This window comes from Flavobacterium sp. GW823-FHT06G12 (assembly GCF_058794775.1).
In genome coordinates, this window is sequence record NZ_JBXAHE010000004.1 from 97,759 (window position 1) to 118,684 (window position 20,926).

At 32.5% G+C, this 20,926-nt stretch carries 13 protein-coding genes; 7 read left to right on the forward strand and 6 right to left on the reverse strand.

Annotated elements, in window-relative coordinates:
- Window positions 1-60: 60 nt before the first annotated feature.
- On the reverse strand, window positions 61-1,650 hold the full coding sequence (bshC, locus tag AC1Q5Z_RS16105) for a bacillithiol biosynthesis cysteine-adding enzyme BshC (RefSeq protein WP_492445900.1): 1,590 nt from the start codon (window positions 1,648-1,650) through the stop codon (window positions 61-63).
- A gap of 272 nt (window positions 1,651-1,922) precedes the next feature.
- Here bshC and AC1Q5Z_RS16110 point away from each other — a divergent pair, with 272 nt between their 5' ends.
- The 3 genes from AC1Q5Z_RS16110 (at window position 1,923) to AC1Q5Z_RS16120 (ending at window position 4,221) form a co-directional block, all read left to right on the forward strand.
- Complete coding sequence (locus AC1Q5Z_RS16110; RefSeq protein ID WP_492445902.1) at window positions 1,923-3,200, forward strand: MFS transporter; 1,278 nt, start codon at window positions 1,923-1,925, stop codon at window positions 3,198-3,200.
- Window positions 3,201-3,303: 103 nt separating this feature from the next.
- Entirely contained in the window at window positions 3,304-3,558 is a 255-nt protein-coding gene (locus AC1Q5Z_RS16115) for an autorepressor SdpR family transcription factor (RefSeq protein ID WP_198858349.1), read from the forward strand.
- A 3-nt stretch (window positions 3,559-3,561) separates the two neighbouring features.
- Entirely contained in the window at window positions 3,562-4,221 is a 660-nt protein-coding gene (locus AC1Q5Z_RS16120; protein ID WP_492445904.1) for an SdpI family protein, read from the forward strand.
- A 120-nt stretch (window positions 4,222-4,341) separates the two neighbouring features.
- On the opposite strand, the gene AC1Q5Z_RS16125 is transcribed toward AC1Q5Z_RS16120, so the two are convergent.
- On the reverse strand, window positions 4,342-11,571 hold the full coding sequence (locus tag AC1Q5Z_RS16125) for an Ig-like domain-containing protein (protein WP_492445906.1): 7,230 nt from the start codon (window positions 11,569-11,571) through the stop codon (window positions 4,342-4,344).
- Between the two features lie 187 nt (window positions 11,572-11,758).
- Between AC1Q5Z_RS16125 and AC1Q5Z_RS16130 the strand changes: the two genes are divergently transcribed.
- A complete protein-coding gene (locus tag AC1Q5Z_RS16130; RefSeq protein WP_492445908.1) occupies window positions 11,759-13,960 on the forward strand; it encodes a B12-binding domain-containing radical SAM protein in 2,202 nt (733 codons plus the stop codon).
- Here the strand turns inward: AC1Q5Z_RS16130 and AC1Q5Z_RS16135 are convergent.
- Window positions 13,957-14,721 (reverse strand): MBL fold metallo-hydrolase, encoded by a 765-nt coding sequence (locus tag AC1Q5Z_RS16135; protein WP_198858354.1) that lies wholly within the window; start codon window positions 14,719-14,721, stop codon window positions 13,957-13,959. The genes AC1Q5Z_RS16130 and AC1Q5Z_RS16135 overlap by 4 nt on opposite strands.
- A 95-nt stretch (window positions 14,722-14,816) precedes the next feature.
- Here AC1Q5Z_RS16135 and AC1Q5Z_RS16140 point away from each other — a divergent pair, with 95 nt between their 5' ends.
- Window positions 14,817-15,122: a GIY-YIG nuclease family protein gene (locus AC1Q5Z_RS16140; RefSeq protein ID WP_343585171.1), complete on the forward strand. Its 306-nt coding sequence runs from the start codon at window positions 14,817-14,819 to the stop codon at window positions 15,120-15,122.
- 460 nt (window positions 15,123-15,582) lie between these two features.
- Here AC1Q5Z_RS16140 and AC1Q5Z_RS16145 read toward each other — a convergent pair whose 3' ends face one another.
- On the reverse strand, window positions 15,583-16,269 hold the full coding sequence (locus AC1Q5Z_RS16145; protein WP_198858356.1) for a response regulator transcription factor: 687 nt from the start codon (window positions 16,267-16,269) through the stop codon (window positions 15,583-15,585).
- The gene (locus tag AC1Q5Z_RS16150; protein WP_198858357.1) at window positions 16,266-17,531 is read right to left on the reverse strand and encodes a sensor histidine kinase; all 1,266 of its coding nucleotides are present in this window, start codon (window positions 17,529-17,531) and stop codon (window positions 16,266-16,268) included. Before AC1Q5Z_RS16150 ends, AC1Q5Z_RS16145 begins: the two co-directional genes overlap by 4 nt.
- Before the next feature lie 164 nt (window positions 17,532-17,695).
- On the opposite strand from AC1Q5Z_RS16150, the gene AC1Q5Z_RS16155 reads away from it, so the two are divergent.
- Together AC1Q5Z_RS16155 and AC1Q5Z_RS16160 are read left to right on the forward strand one after the other, a co-directional pair.
- Window positions 17,696-18,115 carry a DUF1573 domain-containing protein gene (locus AC1Q5Z_RS16155; RefSeq protein ID WP_198858358.1) on the forward strand — a complete coding sequence of 140 codons (420 nt, stop codon included), beginning with the start codon at window positions 17,696-17,698 and terminating at the stop codon, window positions 18,113-18,115.
- Window positions 18,116-18,485: 370 nt separating this feature from the next.
- Entirely contained in the window at window positions 18,486-20,066 is a 1,581-nt protein-coding gene (locus tag AC1Q5Z_RS16160) for a L,D-transpeptidase family protein (RefSeq protein ID WP_343585175.1), read from the forward strand.
- A 206-nt stretch (window positions 20,067-20,272) separates the two neighbouring features.
- Here the strand turns inward: AC1Q5Z_RS16160 and AC1Q5Z_RS16165 are convergent, their stop codons facing one another.
- Window positions 20,273-20,782, reverse strand: a complete 510-nt coding sequence (locus tag AC1Q5Z_RS16165) for a C40 family peptidase (protein WP_343585177.1) — start codon at window positions 20,780-20,782, stop codon at window positions 20,273-20,275.
- Window positions 20,783-20,926 lie beyond the last annotated feature (144 nt).

Sequence of the window (20,926 nt, forward strand, 5' to 3'; positions counted from 1 at the left end):
GGAAATGTGCTGGTTATTTGTTCCTAAATCATTACTTTATAGTTTCTAAAGATAATTATTTTAGATTATTATGATGTCAAAATTATGTTCTAATGGCTTTAATTTCTGAATTAAAAGTGGAATTAATTGCTCTCCTTTTTCTAAATAAAATTCAGAAAAATTAGCTTGACGTTCCTGAAGACTATTGTTTGGAAACAATTCGCATTGCAAATCTGTAACTCGCTCCAATTGATCTGCCAGTTTTCTTTTTTGTGCTTTTAATAAACGTTTTTCTAGATTTTCTAAACCTTTCTTTTGTTTTACTTCTTGTGCTTTTACGGCACCAGAGAAAGATTTGTCTGTTTTTTCAGCCAATTCAAAAAGATAGGCAAACTGTTTTTCAAGTGCTTCTTTTTGCGGAGTTAAATCAATTGGAAATGGAGAAAGTTTATGTGTAATTTCGTTAACCAAGTTTTCAGATTTACTGAATAAATCTTTCCAAGTTAAATTTAAATTATCTGCTTTTTTAACTTGTTTTTCGGTTGCTAAAAGAACTGAATTTCGAACTAATAATATTGGGAAAGTAATATTTACAGCTTCAAAGAAAGCTTTTAATTCTAGCCAATAAGCAATTTCTCCGCCTCCGCCAATGTAGCAAAGATTTGGGAGAATGATTTCCTGATATAAAGGACGCATGATTACGTTTGGACTGAACTTTTCAGGATTGCTTTCTAATAATTTAAATATTTCATCTTTAGAAAATGAGATTTTAGTGTTGTTAACCACATATTTATCATTTTCAAAAATAATTCTTTCGCGAAGCTTATCTTCAATATAAAATAAATTAATCTCACGCGGATTTACTTGAACGGTATAAGCAGAAAGTTCTTCAATAGACTTTTGAACTTCTTTAAATGAAGTCTGATTTTCTAATTCTTCTTTTACATACGGAACAAAAGTGCGTTTTAAATCAGCATCGTCTGCATCTATAATTACTAAGCCGTAACTTGCAAAAAGAGCATTTGCTAAATAGCGAGTCGCATCGGCTAGATTTTCATGTTTTAAATATGCATCTTTAAAAAGCTTTTTAAGTGCGTTTGCATTTGTACTTGAGCCTAATTCTAGAGAATAAACTTCAAATAATTCTTCTAAGCCTTCGGTTGATAATCTTCCGACTGGACCAGTGCTTTCAGCATTCCAACGGATTTTTTTTCCTTTAAAATTAAAATAATTGATTTCTTCAAAATCATGATCTTCAGTAGCCATCCAATAAACTGGAACAAAATTGTGCGAAGGATATTTCGACTTTAATTCTTTGGTTAAATTAATCGTAGAAATAATTTTATATAAAAAATAAAGTGGTCCGCTAAATAGATTGAGCTGATGTCCAGTTGTAATTGTAAATGTGTTTTCGAGTGCTAAAAGCGAAATATTTTGTTTGGTTAAATCTGATGCTTCAATATTTTGATATTGTTTTTGCAGAGTTGCAACCAATGCTGTTCTGTTGTTATGGTCAAAATTCGCCGATTTTTCGGCTATTTGTTTTTCGAAATTTTCTAGGCTTGGGAAATTATTGTACAGCGGTTTTAACTCTGGTTTTTGATCTAAGTAATCTTGCATTAGTTTAGAGAAATATCCAGAAGATTGAAAGCTGATACAGTCGGTAGGCATAATTTTAAGTTTATTTTTGACAGCTGTAAATTTAATGAAAATATACAGTTAAAAACGCTTTTAACGAATGCTTAAGATTTGATTTTTGATTTTTATTTTAAAATGCGTAAAATCAAGTTTTTATGTTTGATTAAAACACGTTGTTTTTAAATGGAAAACACATGAAATTTGTTAAAAAACGAGAGGTGTTTTAAAACTAATTCTTCTAAAGATGAATTATTAATAATGAAACTATATTTTTGTAATCAAAAAAAAAGTTATATCCGTTTTACATGAAAACTAACCCAAATAAAAAGAACTCTTTAAAACACGTTCTCTTTGGAAGCCTTATTGGTACCACAATCGAATTTTTTGATTTTTATATTTATGCCAATGCAGCTGTATTGGTTTTTCCGCAATTATTTTTTCCTAGTTCAGATTCGACAATGGCGACTCTTGAATCTTTAGCGACTTTTTCTATTGCTTTTTTATCTCGTCCATTGGGGTCTGCTTTTTTTGGACATTATGGAGATAAGATCGGTCGTAAGTTTACTCTTGTAGCAGCTTTATTGACAATGGGAATTTCGACAGTTACAATCGGATTTTTACCAAGTTATGCAAGTATTGGCGTAGCAGCACCTTTATTATTAATGCTTTGCCGATTCGGACAAGGTGTTGGTTTAGGAGGAGAATGGGGAGGAGCTGTTTTATTGGCGATAGAAAATGCACCACCAAATAAACGTGCGTGGTATGGAATGTTTCCACAATTAGGCGCTCCAATAGGATTGTTGCTTTCGGGAGGAACTTTTCTTTTGTTAACAGATTCTATGAGCAACGAAGATTTTATGAATTATGGTTGGAGAATTCCTTTTATTGCTAGTGCATTTTTGGTAATAATTGGTTTTTACATTAGAACTAAAATTACAGAAACACCTTCGTTTGAAAATGCCAAAAAACATGAAGAAGAAGTAAAAGTTCCGTTCTTGACTTTGGTAAAATCATATAAAAATCAATTGATTTTTGGAACATTTGCAGCAATTACAACATTCTTGGTTTTCTATTTAATGACAGTATTTACATTAAGTTGGGCAACTTCAGATTTAGGAATCGTTAAAAGAGACGGATTATTGATTCAATTATTCTCTGTATTGTTTTTTGCTCTTTTCATTCCAGTTTCGGCTGTTGTGGCAGATAAAATTGGTCGACGTAAAATGCTTATCGTAGCGACAGCGGCTATCGCTATTTTCGGATTCTTCTTTTCTTATTTTTTAAGTGTTGGAAATATTACGCAAGTAGCCATTTTTGCTTGCATCGGGATGTCGTTAATGGGTTTTACATATGGGCCTTTGGGAACTTTTTTATCTGAATTATTTCCAACGAATGTTCGTTATTCTGGTGCTTCGTTGACTTTCAATATGGCAGGAATTCTAGGAGCTGCTTTTGCGCCTATGATTGCAATTTATCTAGCTTCTACATATAGTGTGAGTTATGTTGGCTATTATTTAACTGCAGCAGCATTGATATCTTTAGTTTCGTTTATGGTTATTAGCAAAGACGAACATAAATTTTAAGAATCTATTTTTAAAAATATTTGGAAGCAGTAATGTAAAAAATTACTGCTTTTTTTTGTTTGTTTAAAAAGTATTTAGATATTTGTCTAAATATATAAATGTAATGAACGATATTTTTAAAGCATTAAATGATGCAACTAGAAGAGAGATTTTGGATCTTTTGAAAGAGAAAGATATGTCGGCAGGTGAAATTGCAGATGTTTTTAATATTTCAAAACCAAGTATTTCTCATCATTTAGATATTTTAAAACGAGCCGATTTAATTACGTTTGAGAAAAATGGACAGTTCATCATTTACTCCATCAATACCACCATAATGGAAGATGTTCTGCAATGGATACTAACCTTTAAAAAATAAAAAATGAAACTAGAATTTAAAAAAGAGCTTCCTCTAATTGGAATTGTTTTGATCCCTTTTATTTATTTAGGCACAGTTTGGAATAGTCTGCCAGAAATAGTACCTATTCATTGGAATTCTAAAGGAGAAATAGATGGTTGGGGAAATAAATTTACTTTGATTGGAATGCTTTTTATACTTCCTGTTTTTACTTATATAATTATGTCCGTCATTTCAAAGATTGACCCAAAGAAAAAGATGTCTTTGATGGGAGGAAAGCTATATCAGCTTAAATTTGTTTTGGTTCTTTTTATGTCAATTTTAGCTTTGTTTATTATTTATAGCACCAAGAGCCAATCTATTTCTATTCCGAGTTTTATCTTCGTTTTAGTCGGAGCCTTATTCGTGATTTTGGGCAATTATTTTAAAGTAATTCAACCCAATTATTTTATTGGAATAAAAACACCTTGGACACTAGAGAATCAAGAAGTCTGGAAAAAAACGCATCTATTTGCTGGAAAACTTTGGTTTATCGCTGGTTTAATTATTATTGTCGGAAGCTTAATTTTTGAAAGTTCTGCCTTCTCTAAAGTATTTTTGACAATTGTATTTGGTATAGCTATAATTCCTATTGTTTATTCTTACTTAAAGTATAGAAGTTTAAAAAAGAAAGGAAGTTTATAGATTTATTAATTATGATAAAAGTAATAGTTGCCCTGATAGAGTTGTTGATAGACTATGTCATAAGGTCTTAATAAAAAAGGTTCGTATTTAAAATACGAACCTTTTTTATTAGAGTTAAAATTACCTTTTTAAAGAAAAGTGTCCTCTAAATTCTTTTCCATTAAATCTTGTAACCGTAAACCAATAATCTGAAGAAGGTTCTTGATTTCCTAAGTAATTTCCGTCCCAAGAAGTATTTAATCTTAGTTCTTTTATGAGTTTTCCGTAGCGATCAAATATTCTAATAGATGAATTAGGAGCCAAATAATTAGGATCGATTGTCCAAGTGTCATTGTGGCCATCACCATTTGGAGTAAAGAATTTTGGATAAGGAAGTTCTTCAACAAAATGAATGCATTCTGATGTTGTAGCTCCAAGAATATTTATCGTTACAGGAATTCTGTCACTTTCGCAGCCGCTAATTGTTTGAGAAGCATAGTAAGTTATTCCGTTTTCAAGAGAAGTTGATTCTGATAAGGGATTATTTGATGAAGTGCTTTCGTACCATTTTATATTTTGACCATCTATGGCAATATTACTGATTTTGGCATTTTTTTGAATGCAAAATGATTGTGGCGAATCTGAAAATGGAATTGAAGTATCCTGAATTTTTACTGATACAGCAAATCTTTCACTTTCGCAGTTATTTACTGTTTGTGTTGCGTAGTATGTCTTAGTTTCTAATAAATTAGTTTCCGACAAAAGACTTCCATTAGTTGCAGAATCGTACCATTTTAAATCTGTTCCTTTTATATTAAGGTTCTCTAAAGTAGCAATTTGGTCAATACAGAATTGCTGACTACTCTTACCGGTTGGTAGGGCAGTGTCATAAACGTGGACTAGAATTGGTACTCTATCACTTTCGCATCCAACAGTTTGCGAAGCATAATAGGTTTTATTATTTTCCAACAAAGTAGTATTTGCCAGTGCGGCAGCAGAAAAAGCGGTGTCGTACCATTTTATGTTTTGACCTGTCATTTGAATGTTGCTTAATTTTGCATTCTCATTTTTACAAAACTCTAGATTTCCATTTGCAGTTGGAGCTACTGGTGTGTTTATAATTGAAATTGTAACTGCCAATCTAGATCCTTCACAATTATTTTCTGTCTGAGAAGCATAATAAGTTTTTCCATTTTCTAGATTTGTGGTTTCTGCTAATAAAGAACCATTGTTTAATGCGTTATACCATTTTATTGAAGTTCCTGTAATTTTAATAGTTGCTAAAGTCGCACTTTGTCCTGTACAAAATGTCTGATTTGCATCTCCAGAAGGAGCAGGAGTATCTTGAATTTTTATAGACACAGTAACTCTTTCGCTCTCACAGCCATTTATAGATTGCGAAGCATAATAAATCTTAGCGTTTTGAAGCAAAGTTGTATTGGATAAGAGAGATCCGTTTGTTAATGCGTCATACCATTTTATGTTTTGTCCTATAATTGTAATTGAATTTAATGTCGCATTTTGTTGAATACAGAATGCTTGAGGGCTTACAAGAGTAGGCTTTGGAGTAAAATTTGTAAAAGGAGTTATAGTAACTGTGGTTGCATTTGAGATACAGCCCTTATTATTTTTGACTTTAATAGAATAAGTTTTTGGGTCAAGATTTGATTTCACTGCAGTTGTAATCCAGCTAGCACCATCATCAAAACTGTATTCTGATGCAACATCGGTAATTGTAATAGTACCTTTAGGATTATTGCAATCGGGCTGGATAGTTGTAAATGCAGGGTTGCTCGGATAATCTGTTGGAGGATTAATGGTCGTAGATAATGGAGCAGACTCACAGCCACGACTGTTTTTAACTCGAACCATGTAGGTTCCAGCAACTAAATTACCCGAATTTGGATTGGCTGAATAATTTTTACCATTGTCAAAACTATATTGAGCTGCAGTACTTGTAATCGAAATTGAGCCAAATGGATTGCTGCAAGTAGTAGGTTGAGTAACATTTAAAGTTGGAATTGAGGGAGCATCTGGCGCTGCATTTATAGTTGCTTTATACGCAATAGATGGACAGCCATTTGTATATTTTATTCGGATAAAATAACTTCCAGGAGATAAACTGGCAGTATTGCTGTTGCTCCAATTAAGGCCATCGTCAAAACTATATTGATTTGCAACTGTAGTAACCATAATACTTCCAGTAGCCGAATTACAGCCCGTTGGTTCAGTAACTACAACTTGTGGCGCTTCGGGTATTACAGGTGCAGCTTGTATTGTGACAGGTGCAGCAAGAGAAATACAACCAGATTTATTGATCATCAAATTATAGGTTCCTGCAGATAAATTAGATTTTGTATTAGATGTTCCAAATGTAACTCCGTTATCAAAACTATAGAGATCTGCAGTAGTATTAACTGTAATTGATCCTGTAAAATTGGTGCATGTGGGCTGAGTTGCTGTAAAAGCAGGAGCTGCAAGCGGTGATAATGGCGATATCGTGACTTTAACAGCATCTGAAACACAACCTACTGAATTTTTAATTTTTACGAAGTAAGTACCTGGAGATAGATCCGTTTTTGTATTAGAAAAAACATAAGTTAACCCATTGTCGTAACTATAAGTTGATGCATTTGTTGTAATGGTAATAGAACCTTTTGAAGAGGTGCAATTTGGTTGTGTTGTAGTGAAATTTGGAGCCGCAATTGTAGTGCCAGAACTCAAGTTGGCAATAGTTGTTAATGATTCGCAACTATATGAATTTGTTTTGATTTTAATAATATATGTACCAGCTCCTACATTTACTTTCGTAGGACTCGTTGTCCAACTGTTTCCGTCATTGAAACTATAACTAATTGCTGGTGTTGTTATGGTAATGCTACCGTCGGTTGCGCCACAAGAAGAAGGTTGAACTATCTTCACATCGGGTGCGGCAGGAATTGCAGGAGGAGTGTTTATATAAGTATAGCTACTAGAAGAGGTACAGCCTAAAGTATTTTTTATTATTACATTGTATGAGCCGTCAGCTAAATTTTTCTTTATAGGGTTTGTAGTCCAAGTTGTTCCTCCATCAAAACTATATTGGTCTGCAGTAGAATTTACGATTATAGTTCCCGTAGGATTACTGCATGTAGGCTGAATAGAAGTTATATTTGGTGACGGTAGGTAATACTTGTATATGTAAACATATTGTGAATTTGATTTACAACCTGTTACATTTTTAATAAGTACACTATAAGACGTATTTGCGGGATTTAATAAAATTGGATTTGTAGTCCAAGTGGTGCCTCCATCAAAACTATAACTGTCAGCAGGAGTTGTAACGGTAATGCTACCGTCGTTTCCGCAACTAGGTTGTACTACTTTTATGTTTGGATTGGGCAGATAATATGGATTAATGTTTACTGATAAACCATAAGATTGACAACCTGCCGCGTTTTTTATCATAATGTTATAATAACCAGAAGTAAGTCCAGAAAGAACAGGCTTAGTTGTCCAAGTATTACCATTGTCAAAACTATAAAAAGCAGCAACTGTTGCAATAGTAATGCTTCCATTAACGCCGCATGTTGGCTGGATTACTGTAAAATCAGGGTTAGGCAAATAATATTGTTGTAAGTAAGCGTATGCGTTGTATGGGTTAGATGTGCAACCAGAGGCATTTTTTACTACCAAAGAATAAGAGTTTGGACTAAGATTAGTAAATAAAGGATTAGTACTCCAAGTTCTACCTCCATCAATACTGTATTGTGCTTCAGTTGAAGTAAAGTTTATGCTTCCTCCAGTTCCACAAGTAGGTTGTGTTATTTTGAAGGTAGGATTGGGCAGATAAAACTCTTGAAGATATGCTGTGCTCGAGTTAGAAACGCAACCTTTAGCATTTTTAATCACGGGGTAATAATATCCTGGAGAAAGGTTAGAAAAAACAGGACTTGTTACCCAATTTGTCCCATCAAGACTGTAAAAGCTTGCAGTAGTATTAATTTTAATACTGCCTTTTGTTCCGCATCCTGGTTGAACTGTGGTTAAATTAGGTTGTGCCAGCATCGAAGAATCCATATAAATGGTAATATAATTGGATGTACAATTCCCTTTTTTTATCATTAAATAGTAAGATCCCTGACTTAAATTATTAAAAACCTTACTTGTACTCCAGGTTGAACCATAATCTATACTGTAATAATCTGCAGTAGTGTTGAATGTAATATTGCCAATATTTCCACAACTAGGATTGGTAACTGTATAATCTGGATCAGGAAGCCTTGCGTTGTTAATTTGGACGCTTACAGAGTTAGAAACACATCCTAAACTATTTTTTATCGCAATGTTGTAATATCCATAAGAAGTAAGATTTGGTAATGAAGAAGAAGTTCCCCAAGTATAACCTCCATCAAAACTATAGAAACTAGCAGTTGTATTTATTTTAATGCTGCCCGGAGATGTACAAGTGGGTTGAACAACAGTGTAATCGGGTACATCTATATTTGGATTATTTAAATAAGCATTATTTGGATAAGAGGTACAGCCAAGACTATTTTTTATAATTATATTATAAATGCCAGGAGGTAATGATTTAGAATTTAATGTTGTCCACGTTGCGCCATTGTCAAAACTATAAAAGTCGGATAATGAGTTGACAGTGATTTTTCCGTTTGTACCACAAGTTGGCTGTTCCAAGCTAATAATCGGGGTATCCAAATAAGGCTGATATAAATAAGCATAATTAGCAGAACTGATGCATCCTGCACTGTTTTTTATTTTTATTTGATAGGTTCCAAAAGGTAAAATTTTAACATTATTGCTAGTCCAAGTTGCTCCATTATCAAAACTATATGAATCTGCTACTGTAGTAATAGTAATGCTTCCGTCCCTTCCGCAAACAGGCTGTTCAGTTGTATATTCGGGATAGGAGTCCTTAAAATCATTTAAATAAGCATAGGAATAACCAGAGGTACAACCTAAAGCATTTTTTATTCCTAAAGAATAGCTTCCTGCATCTAAGTTGCTCATTTTGTTATTTGTAACCCATGTAGTTCCTCCGTCAAAAGTATAAAAATCAGAAAGAGTATTGATGGTTATGCTTCCTTTTGTATTACAAGCGGGCAGTACGATTGTATAAGTTGGAGTTTCTAAAGTATTGCTACTAATGAGTACATTATTTGCTGATGAAATACAACCTTGTAAATCTTTGGTTCGAATTTTATAAGTTGCAGGTAAAAGATTGTTAGCAGTAGGATTATTTCCCCAAGTTTTACCATCATCAAAACTATAGTACGAAGCTGGAGTTATAATAGTAATACTGCCCGTATCTCCGCAAAATAGAGGATTGGTATAACTGTAATTTGGATACGAAGTAGAAGCCGCTGTAATAGTAACACTTTGCGAATAAGAAGTGCATCCATTTACAGTCTTTATTTTTACTAAATAGTTTCCAGGGTATAAATTACTCTTTGTAGCGTTTGCCTCCCAAGTTGCGCCATCATCAAAACTGTATTGTGATGCCGGTGAAGTTACTTTTATCGTTCCTGTAGTTACAAAACAAGAAGGTTGCGTAATCTGCAAGGTAGGAGACACAGCAGTTTGGCTAGGTTCGATACTAACACTTGCATCGCTGGAACATCCAAAAGAGTCCTTCACAGTAACAGAATAATTTCCTAGCGAAGTTACCGTAATACTTTGGGTAGTTGCTCCTGTACTCCATAAATACGAAGCTCCAGAAGAAGCGGTTAATACAGTGCTTCCAGAGCAAACATTTAAAATACCTGTAATATTTGCTGTTGGATTTCTCACCTCTAAATTGGCAGAAATTATTTTATAACAAGTTGCATCCTTACTTACTCTAACAAAAATAGAAGCACTTGAACTTGGATAACTTGTAAAATTGGTGATAGCATTCAAGTTAGATTCTGCCTCATTATAATTTTTGAAATAACTAAAATTTAACCCCGTTGTAGAAGGAACTATTAAAGAATTTAATGTAGATAAATTAAAGTTTTCAGTTCCGTCGCGGTTGGCATCACATTGAGATATTTTTGCAGTTGTTACATTAATAGTACAACTTGAAGAGCAATTCAAAAAAGAAATATCCCAACCAGGATTTGCGTCAGGATCTGTAGCAGAATCAAATGTGGTTCCGGAGCATGAAGTCCCAGAAATGTTATAATCTATTTGTACGCCTACATTATAATTAGCATTTGTAATATTTGGAAAATCACTGGTTTTTAATGTAAAGCAAAATTTTTTATTTGTTGTGTCTAAGCTTGAAGTAGTTGATGTACTGTAAACAGACACATTATTGCTATTATAAACATTTAAAGTGATTTTTTTTACTGATGCAGAAATTCCTCCAGAATTAGGAATAGTATAATTGCCACAAACTGAAATTGGTAAAGTCGGACAAACTTTATTCAAAGGATCAAGCTCTATAGAACCTTGCAAGTTTTCTGCAGAGTGTAAGGTACAAACATCATCAATATACATATACCCAAAATGCCCTCCCAATCCACATCTTGAAGCCATAAATTCAACGGTAAACTCCTCATTATTTGGAATTGATGAAATGTCTAATATTCCAGATTGCCAATTGGTAGTATATAAAGTAACAAAATCAGAATATTGACTTGGAACCTTGCTGAAAATACAATTTTTTTCGTCTCCAACCAAACAAAATTCACTGACAACTTTTTTGTTTTTATCTAAAATACGTGCTTTTACAAAAGCTTGATTATCCGTATGGCTATCGTCGTACACACTTTGCAGTACCGCTTTGTAATTAAATTTCAGATAATTTTCATTATTGGTTTTAAACCTTTTGCCCTGGACAATAGAGCCATAGGTAGAGGAGTTCTCATAATTGATTTTAAGAGCATATTGATCAAATGCTTTAATGTCTCCCATATAAGGGTCAATTAAATTTGAAGCAACAGTAGTTGCCATAATATCCATATTATTAGGATTATAGCGATTAATATACGAGTCGGCAGTATTACTTATTGATTGGCATTGCGTTGGACCAGGAGGATCACCAATTGTGCAAAGAAAATTCTTAAGATAACTGTTTCCGTTGACCGTTTCATATTGCTCAAAACCTGCATTAGTACACATTTCTACGCCTTGAAGAGTCGCTGCTGTTTTTGAAGTCAAATTTCCATTGCCTGAATTAAAAATTGCCTTTTGCAAATTCAAGACTTCTGCTTTCATCTTTTCCTCTCTGATTTTCAAAAATTGCTTTTGCTGTTCCAAATTTTGAATTAGATGACCATCTTTATCTTCTAATAATAAATTACGGGAAGAATTTGGATTAATTTCTTGCGAAAAAACACAAGAATATTTAATAAAAACAATAAATAAGAGTAAAGTTCTAAGCTTCATTTAAGGAAATTTTGTTGGCAAATATAGCCAAAATACAATGCCATAAATATGAAAAGAAAATGTTTTTGTAAGTTTAATATCAATAATAAAAATTTAAAATATTAAGAGATGTTAGCCAAATAATTCGGATTTATTTCTTTTGTCGAATAATTCTAAATATCCCTTATTTTTGCAAAAAAAAACTCTTTTGAAAACGAAACTTTTTGTAATTACGCCGCCTTTTACACAACTGAATACACCGTATCCGGCAACGGCGTATATAAAAGGTTTTTTAAACACTAAAAGTATCGAATCGGTTCAGGCAGATTTGGGTATTGATGTGATTTTGGAATTGTTTTCAAAAAAAGGGCTTATTGATTTGTTTGAAATCTCAAGCTCTAAGTTTCAACTTGACTCTGAAATCTCAGATAATTCTAAACGTATTTTTGCTCTTCAAGACGAATACATCAAAACAATCGATTCTGTAATTCAGTTTTTACAAGGGAAAAATCCAACTTTGGCTTTGCAGATTTGTCAGGAAGATTTTTTGCCTGAGGCCTCTCGTTTTGCACAGCTAGAAGAATTGGATTGGGCTTTTGGAACAATGGGAACTCAAGACAAAGCAAAACATTTGGCAACGTTATATCTTGAAGATATTTCAGATTTTATTGTAGAATGCGTCGATGAAAATTTTGGTTTCAGCCGATATGCAGAACGTTTAGGACGAAGTGCCAATTCTTTTGATGAGTTATACGAAGCTTTACAGCAAGAACCAACTTACATTGATTCGATTTTAATTTCGCTTTTAAAATCTAAAATAGAAGCGGTAAAACCGACTTTATTTCTAATTTCTGTTCCTTTTCCAGGGAATTTATATAGCGCGTTTCGTTGCGCACAATGGGTTAAACAAAATCATCCTGAAATAAAAATTTCAATGGGAGGAGGTTTTCCAAATACCGAATTACGTTCGCTTTCTGATAAACGTGTTTTTGAGTTTTTCGATTTCATTACTTTAGATGATGGAGAAGTCCCAATCGAAGAATTAATTTTTCATTTAGAAAATCCAGTTTCTGATTCTTTTAAAAGAACTTTTTTATTAGAAAACGGAGAAGTCGTTTACAAAAACAATTCTTTAAAACACGATTACAAACAAGCTTATGTAGGAACGCCAGATTATTCAGATCTTCCTTTGGATAAATATATTTCGGTTATCGAAATTGTAAATCCGATGCACAGAATGTGGAGCGATGGAAGATGGAATAAACTCACAATGGCGCATGGCTGTTATTGGGGAAAATGTACTTTTTGTGATATTTCTTTAGATTATATAAAAGTTTACGAGCCAGTTGCGGCAAGTTTGCTTTGTGATCGAATGGAGGAATTGATAGAAAAAACAGGTCAAAACGGATTTCATTTTGTTGATGAAGCCGCACCGCCAGCTTTAATGCGTGCTCTAGCTCTTGAAATTCTAAAAAGAAAACTCGCCGTAACATGGTGGACAAATATTAGATTTGAAAAAAGCTTTTCAAAAGATTTATGCTTGTTACTGAAAGCTTCTGGCTGTATTGCTGTTTCAGGTGGTCTAGAAGTTGCTTCAGACCGATTGTTGAAATTAATTGATAAAGGAGTTACAGTAGAACAAGTGGCAAAAGTTACCCGAAACTTTACCGAAGCAGGAATTATGGTTCATGCGTATTTAATGTATGGATATCCAACACAAACGATTCAGGAAACGGTTGATAGTTTAGAAATGGTTCGCCAATTGTTTGAAGCTGGAGTTTTACAATCTGGTTTTTGGCATCAATTTGCTCTTACGGCGCATAGTCCAGTCGGATTATATCCAGAGAAATTTGGTGTGACAAAGAAAACAGAAGTAATAGGAACTTTTGCTAATAATGATATAGAATACATTGATTCTACAGGAATCAATCACGATAAATTCAGTTTCGGATTAAAGAAATCGCTTTTCAATTTCATGCATGGAATCTGTTTTGATTACGAATTGCAAGATTGGTTCGATTTTAAAATTCCGAAAACAAAAATTCATCCCGATTTTATTTTTAATGCCTTAGAAGAACAAAACGATTTTAATACAAAACCAAATGCAAAAGTGGTTTGGTTGGGCGGAAAACCTTCAGTGTCTTTATTTACGAAATCGAAAAAAGGAAGAAGTTGGGAAATGATGTCATTGACTTTTCACGATAAAAAAGAAAGTTTCGATATTCAAACCAGCAAAGAAGAAGGCGAATGGTTAGTTGCAATTTTATCAAAAATAGCCGTTTCGGGTTCTAAAAATTATACTTTTCAAGAAGTCAAAACTGATTTTGAAACCGAATTGGAAGATTTCGAATTGTTCTGGTACTCTAAACCTATAAACACTTTGCGTGAATTTGGATTATTGGTACTTTAATATTCAATACATTCTCCATCATTTGGGATAGAAGTTTTAGTTAAAAGGCCATGATCTGAAAGAGCTGTTTTTAATTGAAGTCTTGTTGTCGGACAATGGTTTAAAGCCTCTAAATGATTTGCAAGAACTTTTCCAGGAGCAAGTGTGACAAATTTTAAAATGTCATCCATTCGCATTAATAATGGCTGTCCAATATCAAGTCTTGCGGTTCCGCAGGCTACAATCGAAATATCAGGTTTAAATTGCGTTAAAACCTTTTCTACATGTGCTGTAAAAATAGTATCAGAACTAATATAAATTGATTTTTGATCGGCTAATTCAATAAGAAATCCCATGACATTGCCCATTAATTTGGCGATAAAACCATAACCATGAATAGCTGGAATTCCAGTAATTTTTCCGTCTAAGAACTTTTGTGGTTCCCAATATTCTAGAGTCTGAATTACACTAAGTCCTCTTTGAACAAGCGCTTTTTCGTCTTTAGAACTGCAAATAACAGGAATGCTCTTTCGTCTTAAAAAAACCTCGCCAGCTTTATCAATATGATCTGCATGCAAATGTGTAATCAAACAATGCGTAACTCGACTTAAGATGTCGCGACTGTTTTTTGGCAGTGCCACCAACGGATTTCTTTTCGGTTTATATCTGAAAATAGTAAAAGGCGGAATTGTTTTTCTTTTACCTAACATTGGGTCAACTAAAATGACATGCTTCTCTGTTTCAATTACCAAAGTGGCATTTCGCAAATGATGTAATTTCATATCCAAGAAAATTAGATACTAAAAATACAAAGTTTTTCTAAAATTAATTTACAGATTTTTCTTTATTTTTAGTAGTATTGTCATTATTTAAATTTATGCATTTACAAGAAGGTTTTCATACGTATTTCATTTATATTTTGACAAATAAATCGAAATCTATCTTTTATGTTGGAGTTGCTAATAATTTAAAAAAGAGATTAATAAAGCATAAAGAGAATGTTTTATTGAACAATAAAACTTTTGCTTCGAAATACAATGTTGAGTTCTTACTTTATTACGAAAAATTTACTTGGATTCAAGAAGCGATTGCGAGGGAGAAAGAAATTAAAGGATGGAGGAGAGAGAAGAAAATTGATTTAATTAAAACTATAAATCCTGAATTGAAATTTTTGGAATATTAATTCGAAGACAAAGTTTTTCAAGTCTAGTTTGTCATTCCGAGGAACGAGGAATCTCCGTAAGTAGCTCGCCAAAGATTGGAATAGCTTTGTAGAATATTGCCGCGGAGATTCCTCCTTCGTCGGAATGACAAAACTTTGTGGTTACAGGTATGTTATTTAAAGTTTTTCAAGCCTAGTTTGTCATTCCGAGGAACGAGGAATCTCCGTAAGTAGCTCGCCAAAGATTGAATCACTTTGTGGAATATCGTCGTGGAGATTCCTCCTCCGTCGGAATGACAAAACTTTGTGGTTACTGTAGTTGATTTACAGTATTTAAGTTCTGTTTGTCATTCCGAGGAACGAGGAATCTCCGTAAGTAGCTCGCCAAAGATTGGAATAGCTTTGTGAAATATTGTCGTGGAGATTCCTCCTACGTCGGAATGACAAAACTTCGTGGTTACTTTACTTTAAGAAAAAAAGTTTATCCAATAGAAAACCTAAACCCAATTCCGTGTAGGTTTTCAATCGAAATGCCTTGCTCGTTGGCTAAGATTTTACGCAGTCTCGAAATAAAAACATCTAGACTTCTTCCCATAAAATAGTCATCTGTTCCCCATAAAGAGGTTAAGATTTGTTCGCGTTTTAAAACAGAATTTTTATGATCTAGAAAAAGTTTCAATAATTCTGCTTCACGCTGAGTTAATCCAACTTTTTCTTCGTCATTAAAAAGAATGAAATTTTTAGTGTCAAACTGATATTTTCCTACCTCATAAATTGTTTTTGCAGGCGGAATATTTTTCTGAGATCGTTTCAAGAAAATTTCAATTTTCAGAAGTAATTCTTCAATGCTGAAAGGTTTTACCAAATAATCATCTGCCCCAAGACGAAGTCCTTTAATGCGATCTTCTTTTAAAGTTTTAGCCGAAAGGAAAATAATAGGAACATTAACATCAATTTTTCGAACTGCTTCTGCAAGCTCAAAACCATCCATTTTTGGCATCATAATATCAAAAATGCACACATCAAATTCTTCTTCCTCAAAAATTTTAAGTGCCGATTTTCCGTCAGAACAATGAATTACTTCATAATTATTTTGCTCCAAATTATCTTTGGTTAAAAACGCAAGGGTTTCGTCGTCTTCGGCATATAGTATTTTGAAATTTTTCATTTTTTGTAAGGAATTGATAAAGTTAAAGTAACACCTTTTTCTTGATTATTTTCGGCTTTTATTTTCCAGTTTTGCAAACTGCAGATTTCTTTTACATAATATAAACCAAGTCCAAAACCGTTAACTTCGTTACTTTTTTCGTTCTGAACGCGATAAAACTTATCAAAGATAAAAGATATTTTTTTAGGATTAATGCCAATTCCGTTATCAATAAATTCGAGTTTTAGACAATTATTATCTTCAATAATTTTTATTGTAACTTCTGGTTTTTCATTACAATACTTTATAGCATTATCCAATAAATTATAAACTAAATTGGCAAAATGAAAAGTATCAGTTTCAAGTAAATATTCTTTTGAAACAGTTTCAATTGTAATAGAAGCCTCAGGATATTTTAGTTTAATGTTTTCTATTGTCTCTTCAATAATCGGAACAATTAAAATACTTTCTTTTTTAAGTTCTAACGGAGTATAATCAGATCTTGCAATATCTAGAATCTTTTCGATGTGGCCGTTTAGTTTATTTCCTTGATTGATAATAATATCGGTATAAGTAAAAAGTTTTTTATCTTCTTTAATTGGTTTTTGTTCGATCAAATATTTCGATGCAATAAGAATAGATGCTAAAGGAGTTTTAAATTCGTGCGTCATATTATTGATGAAATCACGCTGCAGTTCTGAATATTTTTTATGCTGTAAAAGTGTAAAAATAGAATACACATAAATCAATAAAATCAGAATCAATGCGGTTGAAAGAATAAACCAAAAACGCATAGAACTGAATAAATAGGTGGTTTCATTCGGAAAACGAACAGCGAAATAATAAACCAGATTTTTATGTTTAGGAAAATAAACAGTCTTTTTACATTCTGATTTTTTCTTCGAAAGCGAAATATAATCGCCATAAATCATTTCATCACTTTGGCAATTGTACATTGCATATTCAAAGTCGGTCGTGATATTCATTTTTTTGAATTCTGTCTTTAGATAAAATTCTAAAATATCAGGTTCAAATTCATTGTCGACATTTACAATATAATAGTCGTTTGCAATTTTCTGTACAGGATTCTGAACCGGAAGTTCATGATTAGTTCCTTCGTATAATTTTTTAGCCACTTCTAGTAAAGCAATATGTGCTTTTTGGCTAAGTTTTTTTTGTTCGATTGTGAAAGCCTCTTTTGTCCATAACAATTGTGCCACCAAAATACTGATGATGGCTACCAATCCTAAGATAATGATGCTGTTAAGTTTATTAATTTTCAAGAATGCAGAATTTTAAGAGTGTAATATTAATCAATTTTAGCCTGAAAATAAGCGATTAACAAGTCATTAACAAACGTTTGAAAGCGGTTAACAGCGATTTATTTTTGTCTGAATTACCTTTGTAATATCAAAATGAACTACAAACCATTTTAAATATATCAGTTATGAAAATGATCAAAATTTCGATGTTAGCTTTGGCTTTAGGCCTAATGTCTTTTTCGGCAATTGCGCCAGTACAATCTTTAGTTTCAGATAATGAAATTTCAGAAACTGCTGCAGCTTCTACAATTGTTTGGAAAGCAGAAACAATTGATGTAGGACAAATTCCGCAAGGAACTCCAAAAGCAATTGTATACGAATTTAAAAATACAGGAAAAACAGCTGTAGTTATTACAAACGTACAAGGATCTTGCGGATGTACAGCTACAGATTACACAAAAGAACCAATTCAGCCAGGTAAATCTGCAAAAGTTACTGCAACTTACAATGCTGCAAACAAAGGTGCTTTTACAAAAACAGTTACTGTAACAACTAGTGCAGAAACAACACCTAAAGTACTTACTTTAAAAGGTACAGTTATCTAAGATTTTTAATAGGTTGGTTATATGGCGAAAGCTCCAGACATGAAAATTGTTTGGAGCTTTTTATTTTTTTATTAAACGCTTAAATGCCAAAAAAATATGGTTAAGATTTGTTTCGGAATTCTTTGATTTAATAGAAATTTTTCTACTTTTAACTCATTAAATAGAATTTAAAAAATAGACTTTAACACATAGAAACATAGATTTTTAAGTCTAAAAATAGGGATTAAAAAGAAACAAGCTTCGACACATAGATAAACTATGTGCATTTAAATTAGCGAAACGCCTTTTTTTAATTTTTCAAAAAACTATGTTTCTATGTGTTGAAAATAATTAAGCTCAACAGATTTACTTTTAATAAAAAAATCTACTTATGAAAATTTGGTATACGCCTTTAATTGCAGTTGTTTTTTTCGTTGTTTTTTCGTGTAATTCGAAAGCCGATAAGAAGGAAGAAAAATCGATAAAAAAAGTTGAAAAAATTCCAGAATTAAAACTTACAATTGACACCGCACGCATTGCGAAGTTTTATGAAAATTATCCTAAACTGGATAAATTTAAAAATGATGTAACCGCTTTGTATCAAAAAAACAAATCGACTCAATTATGGCAGGATAATAAAGGAGTAGTTGAGTTTGGAAGTACATTATTCAATCAATACAAAAATTTAGATCAAGAAGGATTAAAAGCCAATTATCCTTATAAAGAAGAACTAAATTCGGTTTTCGAAAACAATCCAACCAAAAAATTATCCAAAGAAGATACCGATTTACTACTGTCAAATTTGTATTACTATTATGCCGAAAAAGTATATGCAGGTTTTGATGAAAAAACAAGTATTTCGTTAGAATGGCTTTTGCCAAGAAAAAAATTCAACTATCAAGTACTTTCAGATTCTATTTTTAAGAAATCAACCATTTTGGATGATAAGAAGAAAAAGATGTTCAGCCAGTATTACAAGCTTCGTGATGCTTTAAAAGAATATAGAGAAATTGAGAAAAACGGCGGTTGGAAAACTATCGAAACTGGTGAAGATTACAAAGCGTTAAAAGTTGGAGATTCATCAGATATTGTTGCTCAAATTAGAGAAAGGCTTTTTGTAACAAAAGATATTAAGGAAGATAATAAAAGTGCCGTTTGCGATACCATTTTAATGAAAGCCATGAAGTACTATGAAGCACGTCACGGTTATACTCCAAAAAACACTATTTTATTAGAGCATATAAATGATTTAAATATTCCAGTTTCAGAACGTATCAAAACAATCATCGTGAATATGGAACGTTGCCGTTGGATTGATCCTGAATTAGAAAAAGGTCAAAAATATATCGAAGTTAATATTCCTGAATTTAAACTGTATATAATTGAAGACGGAAAAATTGCTTTTATTTCTCCAGTTGTGGTTGGAAGAGCAATGACTAAAACCGTTATTTTTAGCGGAATGATGAGTAATATTGTTTTTAGTCCGTATTGGAATGTACCAACAAGCATTATTAATTCGGAGATTAAACCCGGAATGGCAAAGGATAAAAATTATCTGCAAAAGAAAAATCTGGAGTGGAATAATGGCGCGGTTCGTCAGCTTCCAGGAAAAAATAATTCTTTGGGTTTAGTGAAGTTTTTATTTCCAAATTCAAGCAATATTTATTTGCATGATACACCTTCAAAAAGTTTGTTCGAAAGAGAAAGCCGAGCATTTAGTCATGGTTGTGTACGTGTAGCAAAACCACGTGAATTGGCAATTGAGCTATTAAAAGTAGATCCACAATGGAATCCTGCAAGAATTGATAAAGCCATGCATGCAGGAAAAGAAAGCTGGTATACGCTTAAGAAAAAAATTCCAGTATACATCGGATATTTTACCGCTTGGGTTGACCGTGAAGGAAATCTAAACTTCTACAAAGATATTTATGGAAGAGATGAAAGTCTAATTAAACTCTTAACCGAAGAATAAAAGTGTAAGGTTGCCACGAATTACACGAATTTACACGAATTAAATTATAGTATTGCAAATAAAAAATTAGTGAAAATTAGTGCAATTCGTGGCAAAAAATAAAAGCCACAGATTAAAGGATTAAAAGGATTAAAAAAATCTGTGCAAATCTTTTTATCCCGATAGCTATCGGGAGTGGCAAAAAATAAAATAGTGGCGAAAAAAAACTATTTCGATAAAACATCAACACATTTATAAAAGCGTTTGGTATAATGTTCTGTATCAAGCGCTGTTATAGTTACTTGCTGTGCTTTTCCTGATGAAGCATGAATAAATTTCGAATGCATTCCATTGGCTTCACAAATAATTCCAACGTGACCTACAATATTTCTGTTTTTATATCCGTAAAAAACTAAAATATCACCAACTTTAAAATCTTCTGGTTTTACAGTTTTACCAATATTTTTATAACCGCTAGAACTTCGCGGAAGCGTCATTCCAAAATTTTTAAATACATAACCGACAAAACCCGAGCAATCAAATCCTTTTTGAGGATTACTGCTGGCGTACCTGTAAGGAATTCCTAAATGTTTTTTTGCAAAAACAACAATAGAATCACGATTGATTTCGGTTTGAATGTTAGAATTTTGAACTAGAATTTGTTCACTATTCTTTTTGAAAGTAAAAGAAGAAAATAATATAAAGGCAGATAGAAAAGTAAAAAGACGTAATTTCATTTGGGCTATAAAAACTATTGAATTGATAAATAAAAACGGCAAATTAAGCATTTCAAAGCAATACTATTTGTCGCACTTGTAAGAATTAACGTTATGAAAGCCAAAAGTGATGTGTTTGTGTGGTGTTTTTTTATTACTTTTTGA

Excerpts from the sequence above, each read along its gene's own strand:
- bshC (WP_492445900.1), bottom strand. The coding sequence starts at position 1,650 with ATGCCTACCGACTGTATCAGCTTTCAATCTTCTGGATATTTCTCTAAA.
- AC1Q5Z_RS16110 (WP_492445902.1), top strand. The coding sequence starts at position 1,923 with ATGAAAACTAACCCAAATAAAAAGAACTCTTTAAAACACGTTCTCTTT.
- AC1Q5Z_RS16115 (WP_198858349.1), top strand. The coding sequence starts at position 3,304 with ATGAACGATATTTTTAAAGCATTAAATGATGCAACTAGAAGAGAGATT.
- AC1Q5Z_RS16120 (WP_492445904.1), top strand. The coding sequence starts at position 3,562 with ATGAAACTAGAATTTAAAAAAGAGCTTCCTCTAATTGGAATTGTTTTG.
- AC1Q5Z_RS16125 (WP_492445906.1), bottom strand. The coding sequence starts at position 11,571 with ATGAAGCTTAGAACTTTACTCTTATTTATTGTTTTTATTAAATATTCT.
- AC1Q5Z_RS16135 (WP_198858354.1), bottom strand. The coding sequence starts at position 14,721 with ATGAAATTACATCATTTGCGAAATGCCACTTTGGTAATTGAAACAGAG.
- AC1Q5Z_RS16140 (WP_343585171.1), top strand. The coding sequence starts at position 14,817 with ATGCATTTACAAGAAGGTTTTCATACGTATTTCATTTATATTTTGACA.
- AC1Q5Z_RS16145 (WP_198858356.1), bottom strand. The coding sequence starts at position 16,269 with ATGAAAAATTTCAAAATACTATATGCCGAAGACGACGAAACCCTTGCG.
- AC1Q5Z_RS16155 (WP_198858358.1), top strand. The coding sequence starts at position 17,696 with ATGAAAATGATCAAAATTTCGATGTTAGCTTTGGCTTTAGGCCTAATG.
- AC1Q5Z_RS16160 (WP_343585175.1), top strand. The coding sequence starts at position 18,486 with ATGAAAATTTGGTATACGCCTTTAATTGCAGTTGTTTTTTTCGTTGTT.
- AC1Q5Z_RS16165 (WP_343585177.1), bottom strand. The coding sequence starts at position 20,782 with ATGAAATTACGTCTTTTTACTTTTCTATCTGCCTTTATATTATTTTCT.